At 39.8% G+C, this 22,522-nt stretch carries 28 protein-coding genes and 1 pseudogene; 9 read left to right on the top strand and 20 right to left on the bottom strand.

Going from position 1 to position 22,522, the window contains the following annotated elements:
* Positions 1 to 34: 34 nt before the first annotated feature.
* Together NV349_RS09655 and NV349_RS09650 are read right to left on the bottom strand one after the other, a co-directional pair.
* Positions 35 to 673, bottom strand: coding sequence for an O-methyltransferase (locus NV349_RS09655; protein WP_271913167.1), 639 nt, complete (start codon positions 671 to 673; stop codon positions 35 to 37).
* Positions 657 to 992, bottom strand: coding sequence for a hypothetical protein (locus tag NV349_RS09650; protein ID WP_271913164.1), 336 nt, complete (start codon positions 990 to 992; stop codon positions 657 to 659). The genes NV349_RS09655 and NV349_RS09650 overlap by 17 nt, the downstream gene beginning before the upstream one ends.
* 145 nt (positions 993 to 1,137) lie before the next feature.
* Between NV349_RS09650 and NV349_RS09645 the strand changes: the two genes are divergently transcribed.
* Positions 1,138 to 1,338 (top strand): hypothetical protein, encoded by a 201-nt coding sequence (locus NV349_RS09645; RefSeq protein WP_036128927.1) that lies wholly within the window; start codon positions 1,138 to 1,140, stop codon positions 1,336 to 1,338.
* Positions 1,339 to 1,531: 193 nt separating this feature from the next.
* On the opposite strand, the gene NV349_RS09640 is transcribed toward NV349_RS09645, so the two are convergent.
* The 4 genes from NV349_RS09640 to NV349_RS09625 form a co-directional block, all read right to left on the bottom strand.
* The gene (locus tag NV349_RS09640; RefSeq protein ID WP_170829804.1) at positions 1,532 to 1,687 is read right to left on the bottom strand and encodes a hypothetical protein; all 156 of its coding nucleotides are present in this window, start codon (positions 1,685 to 1,687) and stop codon (positions 1,532 to 1,534) included.
* A gap of 140 nt (positions 1,688 to 1,827) precedes the next feature.
* Positions 1,828 to 2,010: a hypothetical protein gene (locus NV349_RS09635; RefSeq protein WP_271913163.1), complete on the bottom strand. Its 183-nt coding sequence runs from the start codon at positions 2,008 to 2,010 to the stop codon at positions 1,828 to 1,830.
* Between the two features lie 15 nt (positions 2,011 to 2,025).
* A complete protein-coding gene (locus tag NV349_RS09630; RefSeq protein ID WP_101966603.1) occupies positions 2,026 to 2,646 on the bottom strand; it encodes an NAD(P)-dependent oxidoreductase in 621 nt (206 codons plus the stop codon).
* 87 nt (positions 2,647 to 2,733) lie between these two features.
* Entirely contained in the window at positions 2,734 to 3,120 is a 387-nt protein-coding gene (locus NV349_RS09625; RefSeq protein WP_101966776.1) for a hypothetical protein, read from the bottom strand.
* Positions 3,121 to 3,357: 237 nt separating this feature from the next.
* Between NV349_RS09625 and NV349_RS09620 the strand changes: the two genes are divergently transcribed.
* Positions 3,358 to 3,882 (top strand): hypothetical protein, encoded by a 525-nt coding sequence (locus NV349_RS09620; protein ID WP_271913161.1) that lies wholly within the window; start codon positions 3,358 to 3,360, stop codon positions 3,880 to 3,882.
* A gap of 116 nt (positions 3,883 to 3,998) precedes the next feature.
* On the opposite strand, the gene NV349_RS09615 is transcribed toward NV349_RS09620, so the two are convergent.
* Both NV349_RS09615 and NV349_RS09610 read right to left on the bottom strand, forming a co-directional pair.
* Complete coding sequence (locus NV349_RS09615) at positions 3,999 to 4,298, bottom strand: hypothetical protein (protein ID WP_036128937.1); 300 nt, start codon at positions 4,296 to 4,298, stop codon at positions 3,999 to 4,001.
* A 161-nt stretch (positions 4,299 to 4,459) separates the two neighbouring features.
* Positions 4,460 to 4,663, bottom strand: a complete 204-nt coding sequence (locus NV349_RS09610) for a hypothetical protein (protein ID WP_170829805.1) — start codon at positions 4,661 to 4,663, stop codon at positions 4,460 to 4,462.
* Between the two features lie 72 nt (positions 4,664 to 4,735).
* Between NV349_RS09610 and NV349_RS09605 the strand changes: the two genes are divergently transcribed.
* Positions 4,736 to 5,044 (top strand): hypothetical protein, encoded by a 309-nt coding sequence (locus NV349_RS09605; RefSeq protein ID WP_036128940.1) that lies wholly within the window; start codon positions 4,736 to 4,738, stop codon positions 5,042 to 5,044.
* Here NV349_RS09605 and NV349_RS09600 read toward each other — a convergent pair.
* From NV349_RS09600 to NV349_RS09590, 3 genes are read right to left on the bottom strand one after another with little or no spacing between them, the layout of a single operon-like run.
* The gene (locus tag NV349_RS09600; protein WP_271913159.1) at positions 5,038 to 5,724 is read right to left on the bottom strand and encodes a DUF1963 domain-containing protein; all 687 of its coding nucleotides are present in this window, start codon (positions 5,722 to 5,724) and stop codon (positions 5,038 to 5,040) included. The two genes, NV349_RS09605 and NV349_RS09600, sit on opposite strands and share 7 nt — an antisense overlap.
* Positions 5,714 to 6,289, bottom strand: a complete 576-nt coding sequence (locus tag NV349_RS09595) for a DNA-3-methyladenine glycosylase I (protein WP_271913157.1) — start codon at positions 6,287 to 6,289, stop codon at positions 5,714 to 5,716. Before NV349_RS09595 ends, NV349_RS09600 begins: the two co-directional genes overlap by 11 nt.
* Before the next feature lie 26 nt (positions 6,290 to 6,315).
* A complete protein-coding gene (locus tag NV349_RS09590) occupies positions 6,316 to 6,912 on the bottom strand; it encodes a class I SAM-dependent methyltransferase (RefSeq protein WP_271913155.1) in 597 nt (198 codons plus the stop codon).
* A 123-nt stretch (positions 6,913 to 7,035) separates the two neighbouring features.
* Here NV349_RS09590 and aac(6') point away from each other — a divergent pair, with 123 nt between their 5' ends.
* Positions 7,036 to 7,470 carry an aminoglycoside 6'-N-acetyltransferase gene (gene aac(6') / locus NV349_RS09585; RefSeq protein WP_271913154.1) on the top strand — a complete coding sequence of 145 codons (435 nt, stop codon included), beginning with the start codon at positions 7,036 to 7,038 and terminating at the stop codon, positions 7,468 to 7,470.
* A gap of 62 nt (positions 7,471 to 7,532) precedes the next feature.
* Here aac(6') and NV349_RS09580 read toward each other — a convergent pair whose 3' ends face one another.
* The 6 genes and pseudogenes from NV349_RS09580 to NV349_RS09555 form a co-directional block, all read right to left on the bottom strand.
* Entirely contained in the window at positions 7,533 to 7,724 is a 192-nt protein-coding gene (locus tag NV349_RS09580) for a hypothetical protein (protein ID WP_271913153.1), read from the bottom strand.
* A 457-nt stretch (positions 7,725 to 8,181) separates the two neighbouring features.
* Positions 8,182 to 9,711, bottom strand: a complete 1,530-nt coding sequence (locus NV349_RS09575) for a right-handed parallel beta-helix repeat-containing protein (protein ID WP_271913150.1) — start codon at positions 9,709 to 9,711, stop codon at positions 8,182 to 8,184.
* A 737-nt stretch (positions 9,712 to 10,448) separates the two neighbouring features.
* Positions 10,449 to 11,405, bottom strand: a complete 957-nt coding sequence (locus NV349_RS09570; protein WP_271913149.1) for a hypothetical protein — start codon at positions 11,403 to 11,405, stop codon at positions 10,449 to 10,451.
* A 71-nt stretch (positions 11,406 to 11,476) separates the two neighbouring features.
* The gene (locus NV349_RS09565; protein WP_271913148.1) at positions 11,477 to 13,159 is read right to left on the bottom strand and encodes a methyl-accepting chemotaxis protein; all 1,683 of its coding nucleotides are present in this window, start codon (positions 13,157 to 13,159) and stop codon (positions 11,477 to 11,479) included.
* 162 nt (positions 13,160 to 13,321) lie between these two features.
* Positions 13,322 to 13,759, bottom strand: coding sequence for a hypothetical protein (locus tag NV349_RS09560; RefSeq protein WP_058843070.1), 438 nt, complete (start codon positions 13,757 to 13,759; stop codon positions 13,322 to 13,324).
* 149 nt (positions 13,760 to 13,908) lie between these two features.
* A pseudogene (locus tag NV349_RS09555) lies at positions 13,909 to 14,148 on the bottom strand (DoxX-like family protein); the annotation flags it as partial.
* 106 nt (positions 14,149 to 14,254) lie between these two features.
* On the opposite strand from NV349_RS09555, the gene NV349_RS09550 reads away from it, so the two are divergent.
* The 5 genes from NV349_RS09550 to NV349_RS09530 all read left to right on the top strand — a co-directional run bounded on the left by NV349_RS09550 (position 14,255) and on the right by NV349_RS09530 (position 19,669).
* Positions 14,255 to 14,869: a sigma-70 family RNA polymerase sigma factor gene (locus tag NV349_RS09550; RefSeq protein WP_283778132.1), complete on the top strand. Its 615-nt coding sequence runs from the start codon at positions 14,255 to 14,257 to the stop codon at positions 14,867 to 14,869.
* A gap of 52 nt (positions 14,870 to 14,921) precedes the next feature.
* The gene (locus tag NV349_RS09545; RefSeq protein WP_442916449.1) at positions 14,922 to 15,650 is read left to right on the top strand and encodes an ABC transporter ATP-binding protein; all 729 of its coding nucleotides are present in this window, start codon (positions 14,922 to 14,924) and stop codon (positions 15,648 to 15,650) included.
* Entirely contained in the window at positions 15,650 to 18,121 is a 2,472-nt protein-coding gene (locus tag NV349_RS09540) for an ABC transporter permease (RefSeq protein WP_271913145.1), read from the top strand. The genes NV349_RS09545 and NV349_RS09540 overlap by 1 nt, the downstream gene beginning before the upstream one ends.
* A 202-nt stretch (positions 18,122 to 18,323) precedes the next feature.
* Positions 18,324 to 18,830, top strand: a complete 507-nt coding sequence (locus tag NV349_RS09535) for a helix-turn-helix domain-containing protein (RefSeq protein ID WP_271913144.1) — start codon at positions 18,324 to 18,326, stop codon at positions 18,828 to 18,830.
* On the top strand, positions 18,815 to 19,669 hold the full coding sequence (locus tag NV349_RS09530; protein ID WP_271913561.1) for an IS3 family transposase: 855 nt from the start codon (positions 18,815 to 18,817) through the stop codon (positions 19,667 to 19,669). The genes NV349_RS09535 and NV349_RS09530 overlap by 16 nt, the downstream gene beginning before the upstream one ends.
* Positions 19,670 to 20,220: 551 nt before the next feature.
* Here the strand turns inward: NV349_RS09530 and NV349_RS09525 are convergent.
* The 3 genes from NV349_RS09525 to NV349_RS09515 form a co-directional block, all read right to left on the bottom strand.
* Positions 20,221 to 20,787 carry a hypothetical protein gene (locus NV349_RS09525; RefSeq protein WP_036128987.1) on the bottom strand — a complete coding sequence of 189 codons (567 nt, stop codon included), beginning with the start codon at positions 20,785 to 20,787 and terminating at the stop codon, positions 20,221 to 20,223.
* A 420-nt stretch (positions 20,788 to 21,207) separates the two neighbouring features.
* Positions 21,208 to 21,936, bottom strand: a complete 729-nt coding sequence (locus NV349_RS09520; protein WP_271913143.1) for an alpha/beta hydrolase — start codon at positions 21,934 to 21,936, stop codon at positions 21,208 to 21,210.
* Between the two features lie 26 nt (positions 21,937 to 21,962).
* Positions 21,963 to 22,487, bottom strand: a complete 525-nt coding sequence (locus tag NV349_RS09515; protein WP_036128993.1) for a tubby C-terminal domain-like protein — start codon at positions 22,485 to 22,487, stop codon at positions 21,963 to 21,965.
* Positions 22,488 to 22,522: the final 35 nt, after the last annotated feature.

The following is a 22,522-nucleotide window of genomic DNA, read 5'->3' as shown; positions in this document are numbered from 1 at the left end:
ACAATATTTTACCATTAATAGTCAGTTCGTTATACTATTTTTTAACCTTGGAAACGGTTATACCATCCCCAATTGGGAGAAGGATGGACTCAAGCTGTGGATGATTAGCGATCGTCACGTTGAATTTTTTCATGATGGCTGTATAACGCTTTGGTGTAGCCTCAGGGTCTACTACACTGCCCCCTGCCAGGACATTGTCTGTCACAATTAATGCACCAGGGTTTGCCAGCTTGATGCACGCCGTTACATAATTTTCATAATTATCCTTATCCGCATCAATAAAGAACAAATCAAAACGTCGTCCATCTGCTACTAGCTTTTCCAGGCTGTTTAATGCAGGGCCCGTCAAATAGGTAACCTGCTTCTCAAAGCCTGCCTTGGCAAGATTTTTAGCAGCAAGCTGTGCATAGCTTTCATCTAACTCTAATGAAGTCAATGAACCTTCTGCATCCAATCCTCTTGCCAAACAGATGCCACTATACCCACCGAGCGCACCGATTTCTAATAAAGCCTTAGCCCCTGTAATCGATACAAGCATCGTCAGCAGTTTCCCTGAAGATGGTGACACGGAAATGGCAGGCATGCCTTTTTCTGCAATGGAGGAAATAACATTCTCTAACAGCGTATCCTGCTGATAAAATAGCGTATCAATATAGTTATTCATTTGTTTCATGCACATTTTCCTCCTGTGGACTGTCAGCTGCTTCCGTTGTTTCACCTTCCTGAATGTCAAATAACTGGCTGAATTCTTGGATGACCATGTCAATCGCTTTTAATTCCCCTATCAAAATTTGCTGAATCGATTGAAACTCAGGCTGCTCTAATTGCTGTTTAATCGTTGCTCGCTTAACATGTAGCATTTCTAAAAATGAAATAGCCTTGCCTCGTCGGAATGTTTTCGCTCCTCGCTGTGCTGCACCATCCATGCCTCTATGACGTCCTCCACGGTGATGTCCTTCTCGCATATGTTCTCTAAATCCAGAACCTCTCATTAATAAAAATCCTCCTCTTGTATACAATTGTATACATTTATTTAAACTAATTGTATACATTTGCATACAAAATGTCAATTAACATATTGCTTTGCTAGTCAAACATATGCTAGAAAATAGGCAGGTGGAAATGGAGGTCAGTTGATTGAAAAGGATTATAAAATATGTTTTGGGAATCGGTACTTTATTGATACTGTCAGGCATATTTTTGATTGGGGCACAATCTCACTATAATCAGCAGGAAATTAAAATTGCTAGTAAGCTATGTCTTGAAAATGGAGGACAGCCAAAAATCGTACGAGATTATTTGGCATTGAATTATTCCTTTTCATGTCGAAAGGACTGAGGTTGTACATAATGCAGGCAGTGGTATGCTAGAAATTCAAGAAATTTTAATCTATTTCTCGGGCAAATGGCTAGCAAACAAAATTACTTTTTCATATGTATAGTAGTGTAAAGCAAATCTAGCCTTTCCAAAGCTCTCCTGTTTTGAGGTCACTTTCCCCTGAAGGTGGCCTTTTTGCCATTAAAAAAAGACGTCATGTAGACGCCTTTAATGTTTGATCGATATCCTCAATCAACCTATCCACTTGTTCCTTTGTGATCTTGATGACATATAATTCTGTCGTTTCGATTCCATCATGGCCTGTTAGGTGTTGAGGATATTGACAGTTATTTGATATTTCTTTGTCCATACAATCACCTCTTCAATGATATATTCGACATAAAGTATAGCAAACCTTCTATAAAAAGGAAAATATCAGTATATTTTTTCACTCATTTGAAATATTGGATTGACTGCTGGTATGAAAAGAAGTTAAAGCAATAAGTTCATTTAGACTATTTGCTTACCAAATTTCGCAATTTTTTTGAGATAGAATGTACCCATAAAAACTAGAATACTGCCATAGATTTTCAGCATCACATTTCTAACAGGCGCCTCTTCAATCGTTGTACTGAGGAATGTAAGTCCCACGACAATGATAACCATACCAATGATGGCATGAATAATTTTCATCTCTCATTCCCCTTTTTAATACGCAATACCTACCCGTGTCTTCAAAAATTCCTCGCTAAAGATTTGTTGATAGGCAAAGTCTGCAGTATCTGCTACTGAAATTTGAGTGCCACCCTCTGGCAAGAAATCACGTTCGATTCGGTAGTTCCCTGTCCAAGCTCCTTTAGGTAGATAAGTAGGACAGACAATCGTCCAGTCCCTATCAGACTGCTGTAATTGTTCGAATACATGTTGGTGCTCCTGTGCGGCAAACGTGGATTTTTGTTTAGATTCAGTCGATTGATAGCGGAGAATCGTCGGTGTAACACGACTTTGTAAAATCCCTGCTGTTCCGATTGTAATGATTCTTTTCACCTGTTGTTGTGTCATCGCCTCAAGTATCAACGGTAAACTCGCCGATAATGTATCGCGACCATCTGTATTTAATGCACTGACCACCACGCCCACATTAACCATTGCCTGCTCAACATCCTGCCTATTTAAAACATTTCCTTGAATAACACGCAGCTGTTGATGATGTTGCTGTATTTTATCAGGATCACGGACCAATATAGTGACCTCGTGCTGATCCTTTAATGCCAGCTCAACTAGATGGCTACCTACACGTCCACTCGCCCCTAATACTAAGATTTTCATTGATCTCACCTCTTTTCTTATTATAGCATGCTTTAATTTCCCTTTATATGTAAAAGGAGACACTATCCCATGTGCCTCCCTCTCAGCTCATTTAGCCTCTATTAGCTGGACATTAACCATAAATAGAGGGATATTGTTTTTTCTGGCCAGCTCGTCGATGATGGATTGAATCTCACTTTCTGTACTTACATCAATTTCTTCGCCATTGTGTAATTGAATCGTGATGACCTGATGTTCTGGCGAGTCTATTAAATAGCCAACAGTACTATCAGGGGCGTAGCCTACCTCTCGTATCTCCTGCAACACCTTTTTCGTAAAATCTGTAGTCTGTAATTTTTGGCCAAGCTCCTCTGCATAGGGAGTTGGACTATTCGTACTGGTCGCTGTGGTTAAAGGCTGCCTTTGTACAATTAGCAATGAGATCACTACTATTAAGCACATGAAAAGAAAGAAGATTTGCAGTATTCTCTTCATACATTCACTCCATTTCTTCATGAAATTAACAGGCGGAAGTCTAGCAATCTTTTCTCCTGAAAACTGTTAGGGTTATCACAATTATCTATGGCTATCTCTCTCTTGATTTTTCAAAAAATAATTTTAAGCTGTCGCAGGGGGCAATTACCAAGAAGTATCGTTCATCATTTCATAGATTATAAGTGTAAAGGTGAGCGCTACCATTACTAAAAAACTAACAAAAAGGGAGATTAAAAGATGCAAGATAGTAGATTTAGCCATTATATGAATTGGAATAAGAAAAAAGAAAAGTGCTGTGAACAGTATGTAAAATGTAATTGTCATTTACAGAAGAAATGTGAGCACAAAGTAGAAGAATGTAAGTGCAAGCATAAGTATGACCAATATAAATGGGAACATAAACAGGATGGATGCAAGTGTTGGCAAAAAAATGAGCCATGTCAGCGGGAACAAAAGCATAAGCACTGCCATTGCAAAAAAGAGGAAAAATACTGTGATGAAGAAGATTATTACTACGAGGCGGAACATGCTAAAGATCACCACTGTAAAGGCTGTATTTGTCATCAATTAAAATGCCTGTCTACTGGTGCTTTCGTAGATGTTATTTTAGCAGGTGGCGGTAGTTTCGCGGGTATTTATTTTATCAGCTTAGATTCTAAAACTTGCTGTGCAACATTCTTTGAGGTAGCCGGTGCAGCCGCGTCGCCACTCATCATCGATTGCCAACAAATTATCGCCATTAGAAGTGCCAATCTAGCGTAAATGTTTGAACGCCCTGTTGGATACCAATTCATATACTATAAATCCTACCACTACTAGCACATTTGATCTTCTGCCAGGTTATTTGACTCAAACCTGGCAGAATACACTTTTTTCTATTATGCATTCACAATCACTTTGACAATGGGCTCTAGTTTTCCTCTATTGACATCGCCAAGATAATCAACATCTACTACGACAGCTCGTGGCTCAAAACGTTGAATACATTCTATGAGGCGAGTTGTGTTCAGCTTCTTTATACGTTGGAAGGGTTTACGAGTTTCACACTTGATCGCATATTCTCGAAGCGGACAAGGGATCGTAAACGTTGATAAAATAAATGCTACATTTTGTAAAATACCTTCCACTCCCGTAGCATTTCCATTAACATTACTTAAAGCCGTTACTTGATGTGTCATACTATCAACCTTTCTTCTACGTTCATACAGTTTAATTGGCCTTGGAAAAAGAGCACTTTGTTATTTATGCGGGCAAATCAAAAATTATGAACATTTGTTTTTATGTACCCTCAGTTATTTTTATTCAAACAACCTCTTCGTTGATAGTTTGACAGACAAGCTTAGCGCGTAATGGCATAGTATACAACATACAACCAGCTAAAACAGCCATGGATGATTGCCCAAATAATCGAATGATGGACACTCCATGAAATCGTTATCGCTAAAACTGAACCAAAGCCAATGCCATTTTTTACGACCGTTTTATGCTCCACTCTTTTCACCTTCTTTGTTCTTTTCACCTCTCCATCTTGCCAGCGCAACATGTTTTCCTCCTATCGTCAATGATGTTTATGCATAAGCGAACAAGGGCATCCTGAAAGAAAGGATGTGATGTTATGACCATTTTCATGCTGGCTACCACCATTGTGATCCCGAGCCTTATGGTTTATCTACAGCTCAAATGGGCGATCTTTCGCCTGCTGTTCAACATAGTAGGAATCATCGCTGCCATACTTTTCAGCACGATTGCTGCTACTTCTATAACGCACATTATTCTTGAGGATGCGGTTTTTATGACAACGATTCATGCGGTTTTCTTAAACCCTCTTTTTCTATTGACAGGAGCGTATCTCGGCTTATACTTGATTAACCGAATCATCGATTGGACCGTTCGTGAAAAAGGCAAGCCCTCTTCCCTTCAGTAGAAATCGCAATAGACGCGCCAAGTCTGCGTTGTTGGATTGTAGAAAAAATAAAAATTGCCATGATCCACAATGTTCAATCGTGCCTTCGCATCCGAGGCAATTTGAAGGACAAATGGTGTATCCTCTCCAAAATCATAGCCACTCTGACAGAAGCTTGGGTAGCCACCGATTTTATGAAGCGGATAAAGGTCTTCTACGATATCCTCAAAATATTCTAGCTCATCTTCACGCTCCAAGGTCAAAATATCTTCTTCTATTTGAAGCGGTATACCTCCCCCATCCCATACTGGATAGTCATTCGTAATAAGCTTTGGTTGGAGAGGAAATGCACGAATGCCATCATGCTGCCATTCACGCTTTACTAAACCTTCCAATGTCGTGTATGTTCTAATATGAAAATAAGGACTAAGATCATCCTCCATTAGATGATCCAAAAGACGTTCATCGACAAACAGTGTGACTAATTGAAAAGGCTTTAGCGCTGCTGGTACATAGGGTAGATCTTTTAAAAAGAAGGTAGCAAGCGGCTGATAGCCAGATGGTGGTTGTTCCTCCTCTGGTAAAGACCAGCCGACATAGCCAATCCAGCTTTCCAATAAATCATGTGTCGGTCGAATACCACCTGTTTGAAAAATCGTGGCCTGCTTTGCTAGTTGCGCACGAATATATTCAATTGTCATGCGCTAGCTCCTTCTGGCGACAGCAGCAGTCCGTTGTATGATCATTCACCATGCCAACTGCCTGCATAAAGGAATAGCAAATCGTGCTACCGATAAATTTAAAGCCGTCCTTCTTTAATTGCTTGCTCATACGATCACTAATTTCTGTCGTCACAGGTACATCTTTTATAGATGCCCATTCATTCATCAATGGCTGGTGATCAACAAATCCCCAAATATAGTCAGAGAATGAACCGTATTTTTCCTTGATTTGTAGATAGGCTTTAGCATTTGTCACCACACTAGCAATTTTTAATTTATTGCGCACGATTCGTGTGTCTTGCTGTAATGCCTGTAGCTTGTCCTCTGTATAATGTATAATTTTTTCCACATCGAATTGATCAAATGCCTCACGGTAGCCTTCACGCTTTTGTAAAATCGTCCACCAGCTTAGCCCTGCCTGTGCTCCCTCTAGACAAAGCATTTCAAATAAATGCTGATCCTCATAGACTGGCACTCCCCACTCCTTGTCATGGTATGCCACATACAAAGGCTCATCTAACTTGACCCAATCACATCTTTTCATTTTATTCCCTCCATTTTATGTATCTCTTACTTAATGGCTGTCATACTGAGCCACCCTTTACTCGATTTTTCCGTAACATAGACTGTTTGAAAACCTGTACGTTCTAATAATTGCTTCATTGCAGCTGGTGTTTGATAAGCTTCCATATGGTAATTCATTTTATATAGCTCTGCTATAATAATAAATTTTCCTCCGTTTTTCAGCACCCGCCATACTTCCTTGACATCTTGTTCTAATGATGGCCAAAAATAATGTGTTTGAAAGGCTGTAATGGCATCAAAAAATTGATCCTCGTATGGGATGCTTGTCACACTCGCCTCTTTAACCACTACTTTGCCACTGGCGACATGTGCTTCATTCAGCTTGATGGATTCCTTCACTGCCTGCTCAGAAATATCTATACCATAGATTATACCATTTGGATTCAAATTGGATAGATTTTGAAGCGTTTTTCCGCCCCCGCATCCAATGTCTAACACACAATCCCCATCATTGATGGCGCCTTGCCGAATGAGCCATGCATACATACCTCGATGGGCAATATTCATTATCCGTAGCATCCATGAGCCAATCCAGCCATTAGGTTTTTTCGCTTGTTCAATTAACGTTTGTAAGAGTGACATTCAGTAGATTCCCCCTTTTTCAGTACTGGTGTTAAAATAGAAAATGTAACATTAGTGGAAGCTCTTACTAGTTTGTACGTGCTAAAAATCGTTTCGTTTCATTTTTTTCCAGGGGGGGATTGTATGATCAAGCAAGCAACACAACCGGATGCTCTAGCAACAGCCACATTAGCCTTACTGCTTTGGCCCAATCATTCACTAGAGGCATTTGCCGAAGAGATGGCTCAGCTCTTAAAGGAAGACAACGCCGCTATTTTTCTAGCCTATGACCAGGCTAAAGCCATTGGATTTGCTCAATGCCAATTGCGAACGGATTATGTAGAAGGTACTAACTCTAGCCCTGTAGGTTATTTAGAAGGTCTTTTCGTCATGGCAGATTATCGACAGCAAGGCTATGCAAGACAGCTTGTAGCGCACTGTGAGCAATGGGCAAAGAACAAAGGCTGTCAAGCGTTTGCTAGTGACTGTGAATGGCATAATGAAGAAAGTTTACGCGTCCATCTACAACTCGGTTTTACAGAAGCCAATCGCATTATCTGCTTCACAAAAAAATTATAAAAATGGCTGACAAAAAAATCACAGGTGCTTTGTGTAGCTCACCTGTGATTTTTCGATACTTTTTAGTTTAGATATGTATTGTTGGAAATATTTCGTTCGCGCTCATCTATGATTAAATGGATCATTAATGCGAGTTGTTGTTCGATTCGCATATTGTTTAAATGTAAGATATCAGCAATCACATTCTTTTGCTTTTCTGCTAACTCAACCCCCTCTAGCAGCAACATAATTTCTTCTTTTGTCAGCCCAAACATACACATATCACCCCAATATCTCTGTCATTTTATTATTGTAAAATCATTACACACATTTCTCAAATAACGTATAATTATCTTATCACATGAACCATTTTTACTAATTATAGGATAAAACATCGTAAATAATCAATCTCTTATCGATTATTACTTAATAATTTTTTTACATTTTATTTATACTTTATTATTTTCATCATAACTTTTACAAGGAATTGTATAGCTTTTCCATTAAAATATTCAAAATATTACAGAAATCGCAGGATGACATCTATTCTATTATAAAAATAATCATGCATTTTGTCGAATTATCGTGTTCTTTTGCACAAACTCAAGGTTTTTCAACTGTGCAAACATATTCCTTTACCCACTTTTCACATGAATAAAACCTATTTTCTCCATTCCATAAAAAAAGTAATTTCAAAATTGAAACTACTTATCTTATTTGTATAATCGGCTTTTATATTATTTTTTTAATATCATGTTTCGGGATTTCTATCTTATGGTCTTTCATCACCTGCATACCCTCAATTGAGGAAACCTTGGACGCTGCATCCTTTTGCCATGTCCCTGTATGAACTTGCCCTTGCACAAATAATTGACTATTTTCCTGGACCACAGCTGGAGCCTTTACTGCATGAATATCCGTATGACGTATCTCCATTAATGATTTATTGGACAATGCTAAAAATGGTCGGGCTGCCTCATCCACCGTACAATGTTCAATACGTCCCATTGATTGATCTGACCAAATCATGGCATAAGGACTTTCTTGACCGTCTTTAAAATAGCTATGGGCTACTTCAAAAATGGCATCAATACAAGTAATGCCATTTCCTTGCATTTGTTCAAAGGTACAATACTGTGTAAACAAACGGGCATTGTTTATATAGATGTGATGGCTTTGCAGCTCTCGAATCATTGTATGTTGCATCATAATCTTGGCATGATCATTGCCATAAATACCACCCGATTGTCCAAATTGAATGGTAGATTGACGAAGCTGAAGTCCACTGGCATCCACAATGATATGGAATTGCTGATGATTTTGAATTTGACATTCCGTCAACGAAACATCTGCTTCGTCGACAATCGCTACACCCACAGCCATGCCATTTCGGATGTGGCATTTACGAAATTCTACCTGGCTATTTTCAATCAGAATCTGTGCCTTCACATGTCGATAAAATTGACAATCATATAACTTCGCTTCCGTTTTTTCACCAAGGTAAAGACCGTGACCTTGCCCATCTGAAAAGATTGAATCGGCGATCATTAGCTCACTGCGGTGGACAACCATATTCGTATCGAGATGCTCTTTTATTTCACAGCCATCCATCCGCAAAGTCGTGCCATCAAATAGCTGAATTCCTACCCCTTGCCCCTGATGAACCAGACAATTCGTCATAGCCATTTCACTCGCTGCTGCAATAATTTGTGCCTTGGCATGCCCATGAATCTCACAGTCCTCCAGCACCAGCTTCACATGACGAATGGCAAAAATACCATGCTTTTTCCCCTCCAGCAGCAGACAATTCGTCAACGTCAGCTCACAATTTTGGGCAATGATTTGGGCCTTCACATGATGCTCAAATGTCGTGTCAACGAGGATCACACTTGAACCATTTGCCACCCGTAGCCCAAAATGATTTAGCGATGTCGCCAGCACAGCACAATTTTTCATCAGCAAACTACCATAGCTCACCATCATCTGTGTCCGAATCAATTGCTCCTCAATAATACAGTTTTCTAACTGTAAATCCCCTTTGATATATAGCCCCTGCCCTTGCCGAAACCGTAAATTTCGCATATCCACATGGGTTTGATAGCGAATAAAAACGCCACCCTTGATGGTCACATTCCCAACCCCATACAACGTCAGCCGCTTGGAAATATCCAAGCTCTCCTCATAAATCCCATCCCGAATCTCAATCATATCGCCAGGCATTGCCTCTTCAATTGCCTGCCCGATACTTTGATACCGATGCATAATACTCCTCTTCACCACAAGTACAGCCATTTGCACACTCCTTAGCCTAAAAAATGATCGTACCCTATTTATATACCGAACATGCTTAGGGTTATTCAATTTTGTGCAAAATTGCTGCAATATGCATGCATTCACATGAAAGGTTTGACATTTTAATGAATGTGTACGGTTTTGGGGAATAAAAAATGAACAGCGATTGTAGGTCAACTGACCCCACCTGTTGCTGTTCACCTTTTTTATTTATCTGTGATGGTTATTTAGTTTTAAAGAATAGCACACTTTTTATGCAGTAAGTGACGGACTCACTTAGGCAGTTACGAGGGGCAGGAGATTTCAATCGACACTCTCCTTACAGAGAGTGACTGCTGCCAGTCAGAAGATATAATAACTGTATTACTTATTTCAATCCTCACTCTCCATACAGAGAGTGACCATTATCGTACAGGTATTTCTACAACAATTTCAATCCACACTCTCTATACAGAGAGTGACTGCGAAAATAAATAAATTCTCAACAAAATATCCTTAATATTAATGTTTATAAATAAAAAATAGGTATTAATAACCAATATAGTTCTGTCCAAGCGGCATTTCCATCAATATTTTTGGTGCGAATCATGCTATGAAATCATGTTAGCTTACTATCCGCACTTTACTTTATTATAGCAATCATTTCCTGTAAAAAAAACCAACAATAACCGAATTTCCTCGATCATTGCTGGTTCTTAAAATTTGCTTTATTTTTTTCGTTTCACAAAAACAAAGGCGAAAATAGCTGCTAGCACGATTAGGATGGCAATCATCCATACTGTATTTGAGTTGGATGTTGTGTCATCTGCTGCGGCTGTTTGTTGTTCTTTTGGTGTGGCATTCGCTGACTGCACTTCTTTGGCGTCCTCTTTTGCTACTTGTGCGGAGCTAATTTGCACATATTGTAGAGTAGCTTCATTCGAGGCTGCTGCTTCGTGTTCATGGCTGTCGCCGTGCCCCTCTGCATGATCCCCGTGACTTTCTTCTTGACCACCGTCATGACCATGATGATGATCTCCTGCTGTTGTGAAAATAGAGCGTTCCAGTTGTTGACCTACCCAGTTTTTGGCATCTGTTGAATCAGCAAAGATGCGCGGGTGTCCTGACAGCATGTATGTTTTACCACCAATGATGAGCCCTGTTTCGTCACCTGTTACGACATCTTCAATAGTACCTGTTGGTCCTTCTGCAAAGCCGCCCATTTGAATAAGCGTATGACCACCCATATCAAATGTTAGGTTCTCTGTTAAGAACGCAATGTACTCCTCTTTTGTCATGGTTGCATCTGGATTCGCTAGTTCTAGTTTATGATGAAAAAGGGCAGTATTAATTTCTTTGTACGTAAGGTCCCCCTCTAAGGAAGAAACGTAATCCTCTTTTTGTGCTGCTTGTGCTAGCTCATCTACAGTCGATCCTGCTAGGCCAAAGAAGCCACCTACCCAGCCTGCAAAATCCTTGCGTGATAAGTTGTCTGTTGGGTTTAAGGCCATATCTTTGCCATTGTACCCAAGAAGCCCAATACTGTGTAATACCATAATGTCCTGAATATTGGAGGCTGTTTCAGGGACATCTGTGAATAGTGTACTTTTATCCATCGTATGGGCATAGGCAACTGGTGCCATGAATAAAGTACTCATTAATAATAAAAGTAAATATTTTCTCAAAATGATTCCACCTTCCAATGCAATAGTATACAGCGTAAATGTGTTGGAAGTTTGAAATCAAGCGCAATTTTCTATAGTTTGAAGCGACGAATGAGGCCATTTAATTGTTCGGCCATTTCTGCTAAATGCTCGGCACTATGTTTCATTTCCTCCATAGAGCTTGCAGCCTGTTCAATGGTCGCCGATGTTTCCTGAATACCTGCCGCTGACTGTTCAGAGACAGCCGCAATATCATCGACAGATTGGTGAATCGTGACAGTATTGTGAACAACCCCGTGCAAATCTGATGACATCCCATCAATGCTTGCTGCAATGGCATCGATCGCATCTGCAATACGATAGAATGTTGTATTGGTCGTGGCAATTTGCGCTGTGCCTTTTTCTACTTCCCCATAGCCTTGCTCTAATGAGGAGGTCACTGTCCTCGAATCATCCTGAATGGTTCCTACAATGGCTGTAATATCATCAACGGAGAAGGCCACCTGCTCGGCTAATGCGCGAACCTCGTCGGCTACCACCGCAAAGCCCTTTCCTTGTTCCCCAGCTCGGGCTGCTTCAATCGCTGCGTTCAGTGCTAATAAATTTGTCTGTGCCGCAATATTTTGAATGACCGCTACAAGCTTAGAAATTTCTTGTGTTTGTTTACTGAAACCAGTTACCTGATCCACCGCGTTCTTTACCATCTGCTGAATCGCTTCCATTTGCTTTGTGGAAGAGGTCATGGCATCTCTACCTTCTTCTGTTAAAGCTTTGACTTCCTGCGAATATTGTTGAACGTCTTTACTGCCGTCATGAACAGTCGTTACTTTGACAGCAAAGTCGTTTATGGAGGAAGCGACATCTGCTGCATGGTTTGCCTGTCGTTCTGTACCGCTGGCGATTTCTGTTACAGTAGTGGCAACTTGTTCTGTACCTGCTTTTACCTCCGTGGTTGACTGCAAAAGCTCCTCACTGTGAGCCGCTACCTCATCCGACACTGTTTGAATATGTTTCAAGAGTCGATTTAAAATATCTGCCATTGTGTTGGTCGCTTCCATCAACTGGCCCACTTCATCCGTTGATTGAATAGGTAAAGGGGGCTCGCTTAAATCCCCCTTCGTCATTCGTTGCATACGCTCTGTTAATGTAATAATGGGTCTTGAAATACCACGGGCACTTAGTAGTTCAATCATCACGGCTAGCAGGACAATGAAAATACCTACGACAATCGCAATTAGCTGTTTATTTTCACCAGCAGCAATCATGTCCGTGCCTACCTCATTAATGGCTTGCTTTCGTTGCGCCGCTAACCCTTCATAGCCCTCACGAATCGCGGTTGCCGTGTCATCCATTTTCGTTAAATTTTGGATAGCAAGCTCGGTTTGACCCTTGTCATATACTGCAAATACTTGTTGTTCAATATAACGATTCCATTCCTTTGCCATTTGCGCATATTTCCCGAATTCACCTGAGGTTGTGAGTGCTGATCGTTTTTCCTCGTTGTCGGCTGCCTTCGCCACATTATCTTGGAAAATCTCTTTATATTTTTCATTACCAGACAGTACATAGCCTCTAACTGCCGCTATTCTTAAATCGATTGTTTGTGCTTGCTCAAAATCTGCAATTAATAATTGTAATTCTTGCTGAACAATTTGTTCTGTCGCATTGTTGCTTTGTGTGATGGCATAATAGTTGTACGCAATGTAGCCTATCATGATGGCGATGACAATACTAAAGGAAAAAACAATGCGTCGACTGATTGTTTTGAACTTCATCTGCAAAAACTCCTTATTTTCCATATCTATTCCATAAATAGTAATCTACCATTTAACAAGAAGGATTGGTGGCTTTAGGAATTTTTACTAGATTTCCAGAAATAACTTGGTCAATATAGTGTTTTTTATAGCATCTTTCGTCTTGAGTATATTGGACTACAATCAATCCCAAGCATTAAACATAACGTCGCCAATCGTTTGGCTATTAAAATAAGCGATGTACTGCCATTCCGTCACTGATAAGCTATGTAAAGCCTGATCCTTTGATAGTAATGTCATAAGAGTAGTCGCTTCTAAGCATTTACGCATGGGGAAATATTTGTGTAGCCGAGGCTTTGATAAAAATGTAAAGGGAAGCTCCTCATTCTGCTTCGCAAACGCAATATAGGGCATATATCGATGATGAAGAATTGTCAGCTTCTCCCCATCTAAGTCCACCATTGCCTGCATGTAGACAAAGGGAGGTTCATCGATAAATTGTCTTACTTTTGCTCGCTGTTCACTTGTCACTAAATGGTACACCATTGACTGAAACGTACGCATATCCTGCTCGATTAAATGCTCGGCATCAAAACCAGTAATTCCTTTTGTTAAACGCAAACCATCACTCCTTTTTAGTTGACTCTATAAGGACCTTCTCGTTTGAACTAGTCATTTCCTGCCAATCTACCTTATTTCTTTCAATATGATAATCAATTTGTAAAAAAGGAATCCCCAATATCGTCATCCGATGCGAAGCGGTCAATGATGCCATTTTCTTTATGATGCTCCCCCTTGCTTTCTCCCCAGCCACTAACCTGTAAACCTGGTATGACCTTCGTTTCATAGGTAAAACGCTGTGACTCCTCAGGTGCTCTTTTCGGTATATATGTAATGGATGTAAAACGTAAATCCCATTGCTCATGCAGCTGTGGTTTTTGTGTATAATCCCATGCTTTTTCTATAGGAGCCTGGATGTCTATCTCAACATAAATAGGTTTTTTGCTCATAAACTCACTCCTTTTTTTCGATTAAACCACTATCATTATAGCAGTAAATTGATAACCTTCTATTAAATGGGTATGCTTATTAAGTTTCTTCCTAAAAATAAAAAACTTGAATCGAAATGACGACTTGCCGAGTCTAATAGTCGAAAAGGAGGCGATTTTCATTACAACCACGCAACAATCTCTTGTAGCCTTAGCCCAACATGGCGATGAGCAAGCGTTTTATCAGCTAATTGAGCTGGAGCAGCATAAGCTTTATCGTATGGCTTATGTCTATGTACAAAATGAAAACGACGCCGTAGAAGTTTTTCAGCAAACGATTATTCGAGCCTTTGAGGGCTTAGCACAATTAAAGGAGCCGCACTATTTTACCACTTGGCTAACCCGCATTATGATCAATTGCTGTAAAACCTATATAGCCAAGAAAAAGAAGGTTCAGCTTGTCGAACCACAAACCTTAGAGGATTTAAAAAGTACATCTCCTACATATATCGAGGAAGAGCTGGATTTATGGCAGGCTCTTTGCCAGCTTGAGGAAAAGTATAAAACGGTGTTATTGCTACGATTTTATCAGGACTACTCCGTCAAGGATATTGCAGCGATTTTACAATGCCCTGAAGGCACCGTCAAAACACATATTCGCCGTGGCTTGCAAGCATTACGACAACAATTAAAGGGGGCATATCTTGATGAGTGGGTTCAATCCGTTGAAAGAAGTCATTAATGCAATACCCATCCCTGAAGGACGTTTAACGGAAGTGTTACGTGTTGAAGGGATGTCCAAAATTTATCAGCAAAAGCATCACACCGTGAACGCCTTAAAAAATATCCATTGCACCATTTATCAAGGAGAGATGGTGGCCATTATGGGGACAAGCGGCTCTGGTAAAAGTACCCTACTGAATATGATTAGTGCGATTGATGAACCAACAGACGGGGCATTATTTTTATTTGGTCAGGAGGCTCAGGATATATATCAAGAGCCCAAAGCATCGCAATTTCGTAAAGAAAATATCGGCTTTATCTTCCAATCCTTTCATCTGTTAAAAGATTTATCCGTGGAAGATAATATTGCACTCCCCCTTATTTTAAATGATGTTTCTAGTAAGGACATTAAAGTGCGCGTGCAGCACATGATGGAAAAACTGAAAATCGGCGCTTGGGCAAAGCATCGACCACATGAGCTATCAGGAGGACAAAAGCAACGGGTTGCTATTGCTCGTGCCATTATCGCAAATCCGCCTATTTTGCTAGCTGATGAGCCAACAGGAGCGCTGGACGTCAATACGACGGATGAGATATTGGAGTTGCTTGTTGAGCTTCAAAAAAAGAGTCAACAAACGATTTTACTTGTCACTCATGACCCTTATGTTGCTACCTATGCCAATCGGGTGTTGTTCTTCCATGACGGTGCGATTGTAGACTCCTATCAAAACCAGCAAAATGAAGAGGATTTGGATTGTATTTTAATGAAATTTAAGCAGGCTACGAGGGGGGAGCGATAATGTTTACAATGCGTGCCGTTGCCCTAAAACTTTTTCGTGCCGCTTGGGCAAATGTCCTAACGAGTATTAGCATTATAACCATCTCCATTTGCCTTGTGATGACGATGAGTGTCTACGCTTTAAACGCCCATAATCAAATGAAGGCTGACATCCAAGCCTTGTACGGAGAAATGGATATAATGGTCGGCTATAATCCAGATCAACATCAGCTGTTAACGACACAACAAATAGAGTTACTTTCCAGCCTAGCAGGTGTCACCCAAGTGTCTAATGTATCTTTAGCTCACACAAAGGTTGAGCAAGAAAAAAGCACAACCTTTTATACCGTTGGCGTAGAAAATGATGACCTTGTGAAAAGCCGCTATCATTTCGAGATGAATCTTGGTCCGAACGATGCCATTATTTCAGAAAATGTGGCACGTATTTTCAAGAAGAACGTCGGAGACACCATTCATATTCAAACGAAGAATTTTATTGTCCGAGAAATTTTACCAACGATGAAAGGTACGGATAGCCCTAATATCATATTGTTGCCAAATACCATTGTGAAAACATGGATGAATAATAGTCAGCCACAAACTGCTGGTATGTTTGCACTTATTAAAACAGAGGATGGGCTTGCTAAGGCAGTTGGCACAGAGATCAAGCAACTTGATGAAACTCTTCGTGTAGATGTCATGAGTGATTATGATTTGTTTAAAAGAAATTTACAAAGCTTAATGATTTTTATGATTGTCCTAGCTGTCTTTATTTTACTCATTGCAAGTGTTTTATTACTGTCCACTTTCCAGCTATTATTTTATAAAATTAAAGAACAGCTGATGATTTTACGTGCTCTCGGTGCATCAGTGCAGCAAGTTAGGCGCATTGTCAAACTACAATTATCACTTATTATTTGCTTTGGGGTTATGCTCGGAACAACGATGAGCTTACTGGTCATAAAAATTTGGCTACCACAATTGATTAGCCTCTTACATTTACCAAATGCTAGAACAGAGCTTCCTCTTCCTTTTGTGATTGTGATCGCGCTTTCGAGCTTCTTGATTCTTCAGGTAATGACACAATGGCAAGTAGCAAAAAGTGCCAGATTATTGCCATTACAAATCGCAACAGACAATGAAAATTTACGTCTTCGTTGGACCAAATGGAAAACGATCATGGTCGGCATTGGAGGAATTATCGCTGTTTTGTTTTTGTTGCAAGCACAACTGACAGGAACAGGAAGCAATCAAGGAGCACTATTGATTTTAATCGGAACGATCTTGATTTGTGGGATTTTACTGTTATTCATCCCCTATCTGTTTACAGCCCTCCTTCAGGTTGCATTAAAACCGATTCGTGCAGTGTTTGGCAAGGAAGCCTATTTAGCGTGCCAGCAAGTCATGCCACAAGTACGCAAAAATAGGCCGATTGTGCTCAGCATTATTGGGTTAATGGTCATTTTAACCTTTGGTAGCTCGTTAATGAAAACGTTACAGCATAATGACCTAGCCTTCACCGAATCACAATACGAAACCGCTGTAAAAATCAATAATGAATTAAATGATCCAACCCTTACACCCGCAGTTATTAAGGAAATGGAGGCCTTGCCAAGCGTGCAGTATGCTTATGCACAAAGTAATAATGCGTACATTGCCCTGCAACTCGGCGATGAATGGCTACCAGAGAACTATACAACCATTGATATCGAGCAATTTGGACAATTAGGGAAGTTGCCAAAAATCGAGGGCCCTTTACAGGATGGACTATTAGTGACAAAAAGCTTGGCGAATCGTCATCATTTATCGGTTGGTGATCGTATTACAATAGGCTCCTATGATGTTGCTGCACAGCAGGATCGGCCAACAGGTGAATTACAAATTATAGGAATTATTGATGCACCTCTTCACTACGCAGAATTAATCGTGGATTGGTCATCCTTCCTCACTTCTCAGGACCACACAATCATTGAAGACATTATGGTCGAAACGACTAACCCTGAGCAAGCATTGTCTGACCTGTCATTCTTAGAAGAGCGCTGGCCAGCCTTGAAATTTACGGATAAAGTGACCATGATGGAGCAATCCCGTGAAATGTTCTTCCAACGTTGGAGCCTATTTGTCGGCGTCTTTGTACTATTAATTGTCGCTACTGTCCTTGGTGTACTGCAAACATTACTGCATACCATTTATAGCAAACGTAGTGACTATGTCATTCAACGATTGATAGGCTTATCACCAAATGGTTTAATAAAACTTATTTTGACGCAAGTCCTATCGTTTGTGCTATATGGCCTCACTGTTGGCACGTTTATTGGACTTATTTTAACAAGAATGCTGGGATTCATTGATGAAAGCTCTCCGATGTCCTATGACTACTTAACATTAGGCATAACAAGCAGCGCCTTCTTAATAGCAACACTTATTGTCTTTACGCTCCAAGGCTATTGGATTAGCCGACAAAAATTAGCGAATGAAATCGTGGAAATCTAAATAACAACAGCCCTTCTATATCAGAAGGGCTGTTGTTATTGTTGTTGAAAAAAGGTGATGTCAATAGCAGAAAAAGAACCTTTGGCAAGGTGAGCGGGTGATTTCCGCTCCGCCAGCGTCCTTTCCAGGGGGCGTCCGATGAGCCGCTTTGAACTGCACCCAAAATATTGGACTTAAAAATCTACTATAGGGGGTGCAGGTAGTGATTTCTGATGAACAAAAATTAGCCGCAGTTCTAGCTTACTTTGAAGAAAAGGAAAGTCCGTATCAGATTGCCAATCGATTACAGATGGATCGACAGTACATTCGATTATGGATTGAATTATATCGATATCATGGCATCGAAGGAATTATTCGTCCTCAAGGGTTCACGAATTATGAAGATTCTTTTAAAATAAAAGTAATTCAACACCTGATAGAGACAGGCGATTCGCTTTTACAGACCGCAGCGAAGTTTAACATTCCTTCTCGTGAAACCATTCGAAGATGGAAAGAACAGTGGATGTCAACAGCTGGTGAGGTGCTCTATCAAGTAGAAAAGGAGCGCCAATCAATGCCAAAAAAACAACCAGCTTCGTCCGATTTAAATGAAAAAACAACGGAAGAGTTAAAAGCGGAAATTGAGTATTTACGGATGGAAAATGCCTATTTAAAAAAGTTGAAAGCCTTAGTTCAAGAAAAGGATGCCTTCAAATCCAAGAAAAAGTAAGAGCTATTGATGAGCTAAGGTTGGATTTCCCTCTTCAAGCTCTATTAAAAGTGGCAAACATCAAGAAAAGCACGTATTATTATCACCTTCACAAAAGGACAACACCCGATAAATATGAGCAGATCAAAGAACGAATTCAGACGCTTTTTTATTACCATAAGGGGCGTTATGGCTATCGTCGTATTTGTTTAGCCCTCCGAAATGAAGGGTTTTTCATCAACCATAAAACGGTCCAACGATTGATGCAAGAAATGGGCTTAAAAGGGACGATACGCCCTAAAAAATACCGTTCGTATAAAGGGACAGTCGGCTGTGTCGCAGAGAATATCATCCAACGTGATTTTGAAGCCACTGCACCCAATCAGAAATGGGTAACCGATGTAACGGAGTTTAAAATAAACGGTCAAAAAATCTATGTATCGGCTATATTAGATTTATTCAATCGAGAAATCGTTGGATATGAGGTATCAAAATCACCTAATTTTGAGTTAGTCCAACAGTCTTTGAAAATGGCGTTTACGTATACACAGCTATCAGAAAAGAGTGGCTTAATCATCCATTCTGATCAAGGATGGTTATATCAAATACCACGTTTTAAAGCGTTATTGGCCACTTATGAAATCAAGCAAAGTATGTCACGGAAAGGGAATTGTTTAGATAATGCCGTGATAGAAAGCTTTTTTGGCATTATGAAATCAGAATTTCTATACGCAACAACGTTTAAGAACTACGAAGCATTCAAAAAAGCGTTAGTAGACTATATCCACTACTACAATCATGAACGGATAAAAATAAAACTCAACGGAAAAAGTCCAGTTGAGTTTCGAAGAGTTTCTTAAAAGTTCAAATTTTTGGGGTCAGTTCATAAATCCCCTAGGAGTGACGCTGGCTCCACTCCAATCACCATGTGGCAAAAGTGTCTTGTCCTTATCTTTCATACGAGCCGTAGTAAACAAAATAGCCCATTATTTGTATGATGAGAGAAAGGATAGGCTCTTATTTTCCATGTGGAGAAGTGATGAGTGACAACACCCTTCCATAAAGAGTAATGAATACTTTCACTTTAGTTGAAAACCTTTGCTAAAAAGGTACCATTTTTGTGGGTTGAAGTGGAAGGCTACTTGACTCCCGTGGGATAGTGAGACAGGCGATCCCCTGCACGAAGCGGCTCGGCGCTCGCCCACAAGAAAAAGCAAGTAGCCTGCAACGGAAATCCTTTTTCACCTCTCACCTTTCACAAAAATGCTATTGATGGTTTTGATTTTCAACACTATGACAACAGCCCTTCTATTCAGAAAGGCTGTTGTCTTTACTGTTCAAAATTCAGATTTTGAAGGGCTCTCACATTCGTTTCGTCATTTTTTCGACGAGTTGCCCATTCCATTGAAGGTTATGGTTTTTGGCAAGCAAAATTATAACCACCGATTTTTCTAGCCTCCGTCGCATTGGTTTGTCCATTTAAACCAGCATCATCTCTTGAGTCAATGATGGGGTTGCCACCCTGTGCAAAGCATTTATTCATGTAATTCATTTTTTCTTTATGTGTCAAGTATCGGTCCCAGAAGAAATAGCCTATGAAAGAAACCAAACCAATTCCGGCAAGCCATGCGATAACAGCATATGGTGTTACTTCTCCATCTTCATTCTCTTTATAAAGGATTGTACCATCGTAATTTTCCATGTCTAGCCCAAAGGTTAAAAGTTTATGGTGAACCTCATTAGGAGATAGTGATTCGAGAGATTCGTAATAATTTAATTCTTCATCTGAGAAATGATATAATTCCTGGGCAGCTTCTTCATCAAACTCTAATGTTTGTGTAGCCAAATTATAGTAGATGGATTCGGCTAAAGCACTTTCTTTACGTCCAAATTCATTAGCATTCGCAAAATTCGGAAAAATTGTAGCAACAATCAACGTAACAATCAAACCACAAATAAAAAATTGAAGCTTCTTCATCACAGCAAACCTCCTTGTTTTATTTATTTATGTTAAAATATTACATTAATGGATAATGTAATATTAACTTCATTATACATAATATCCAGATAAATGTATAATATATAAAGAAAGTGAGGTGTTTTTTTGTATTTCTCAAATATACAATTATTAATGCTTGTATTTGCCTTTATTATTGCGATTTTCAGTGTGATTAAGGTGTATCAAATAAAAAAAGAGTATTTGATTAAACACAGAGAATTAGAGGTGGAATACGAAAGAATCCAACTGGAGAAACAAAAACAAAAGATCCTTTAATTTAGAAAGAAACATGCACCTCAGTCATTAGATTTTCCCTAACGATTGGGTGCATCTATTGGTTTTATCCTAACACCTCTTGGTCTCCAGAATGCTTGTCCTGCAACATTCCTCCATTAGCATTTATTCCAAAAAATCTATTATCTCCTGTATGATTTCATCTTGGTCCCGGCCTAATGTCATCAAATGTTTAGCGTTTTTAAAGCCCCTCTTCTGCTTAGTGGAAGAGTGAACATGTTGATAAATCGTTTCAGCGCTTTGTGCATACGATGCATCGTCGCGTTCACCGTAGTAGATAGCGATAGGAACGGTAATTCTATCAAGCTGCTGCATCGTTGCTTGGATAAACTGTTGAAATGCGCTCATAGCATCTAACGCCATGTGGTGAAATGGCTCCATTTCCTGTGAAATTTGAGACGCTGATTTGCCCTCTATCGTTTTATAATTGTAAGCATAATCAATTATTCTTTGTTTTAATTGCGCTGGCTCCTTATCAATTGGTACTGATAAGACAATGATTTGTGATAGCTTTTCGAATTGGGCAAGCTTTAAAGTAAAAATGCCACCGATGGATAAGCCAATGACCGAAATTTTCTGATAGCCTTCATTCAATAAAAATTGGTGGGCATTGACTACATCCTGCCACCAGTCGTCTATCTGATAGTGTAATAACTGTTCTGGGGTATGACCGTGTCCTCGGTATAATGGTGCATAGCAAGTGTAGCCTTGTGCATGTAATGAAGTGGCTACTTTCTTCATATCTCTTGTATGACTTGTAAAAGAATGTAAAAGTAATACGGCATGCTCGTTTCCCTGTAAATAAATTTCTTTCGCTGGTAGTATCTTTAGCACATAATCAAGCCCTTTCTCGAATTCGTTTATGCTCCCACAAACAATACTGCCTGTCCTATCGCAATAAAAAAGGCTTCCTCCTGAATGGGACTACTGTCTTCAATTTCTAGCGTAATATCAAAATGCGTCTCACAGAAAGTAGCTTGCCAACGTGCGATAGGCTGCTCATTCACTGTAAATACAGACCAGCCCTCCATTTCTTTGTTGAGCTTGATTTGCTGTTCACCATTTGTAATCAGTAAATCAGGAATCATGATTTGCCAGCCATCATAGGCAATCATATAGTCTTTGCCTGACACCAAATCCTTGCCTCTGAAATGTACGCGCCCACGACGGGATACTTTTTTACACGTAAAAAGTGGTCGACCGTTGCGATCATTGACATCAAAGCGAACAAAATAACGATAGTCCATCGTGCGGTCAAATGCTTTTTTTAGAGCATTGGAATAAACACGTTGAACAGTGGACGATACCTCCCCTGCTTCATTGATAATTTGGATGGCCTCTGTTGACTCGATAGCTGCTGGTTGCTTGTATGTATAAATTTTCACGACTTTCGCTCCTTCAAAACAATAACTTTCTTAAA

Origin of the sequence: Lysinibacillus sp. OF-1 (genome assembly GCF_028356935.1) — a bacterium.
Lineage (GTDB): Bacteria > Bacillota > Bacilli > Bacillales_A > Planococcaceae > Lysinibacillus > Lysinibacillus fusiformis_D.
Note: the sequence above shows the minus strand (reverse complement) of the source record. Positions and strands in the feature narration are given on the sequence as shown.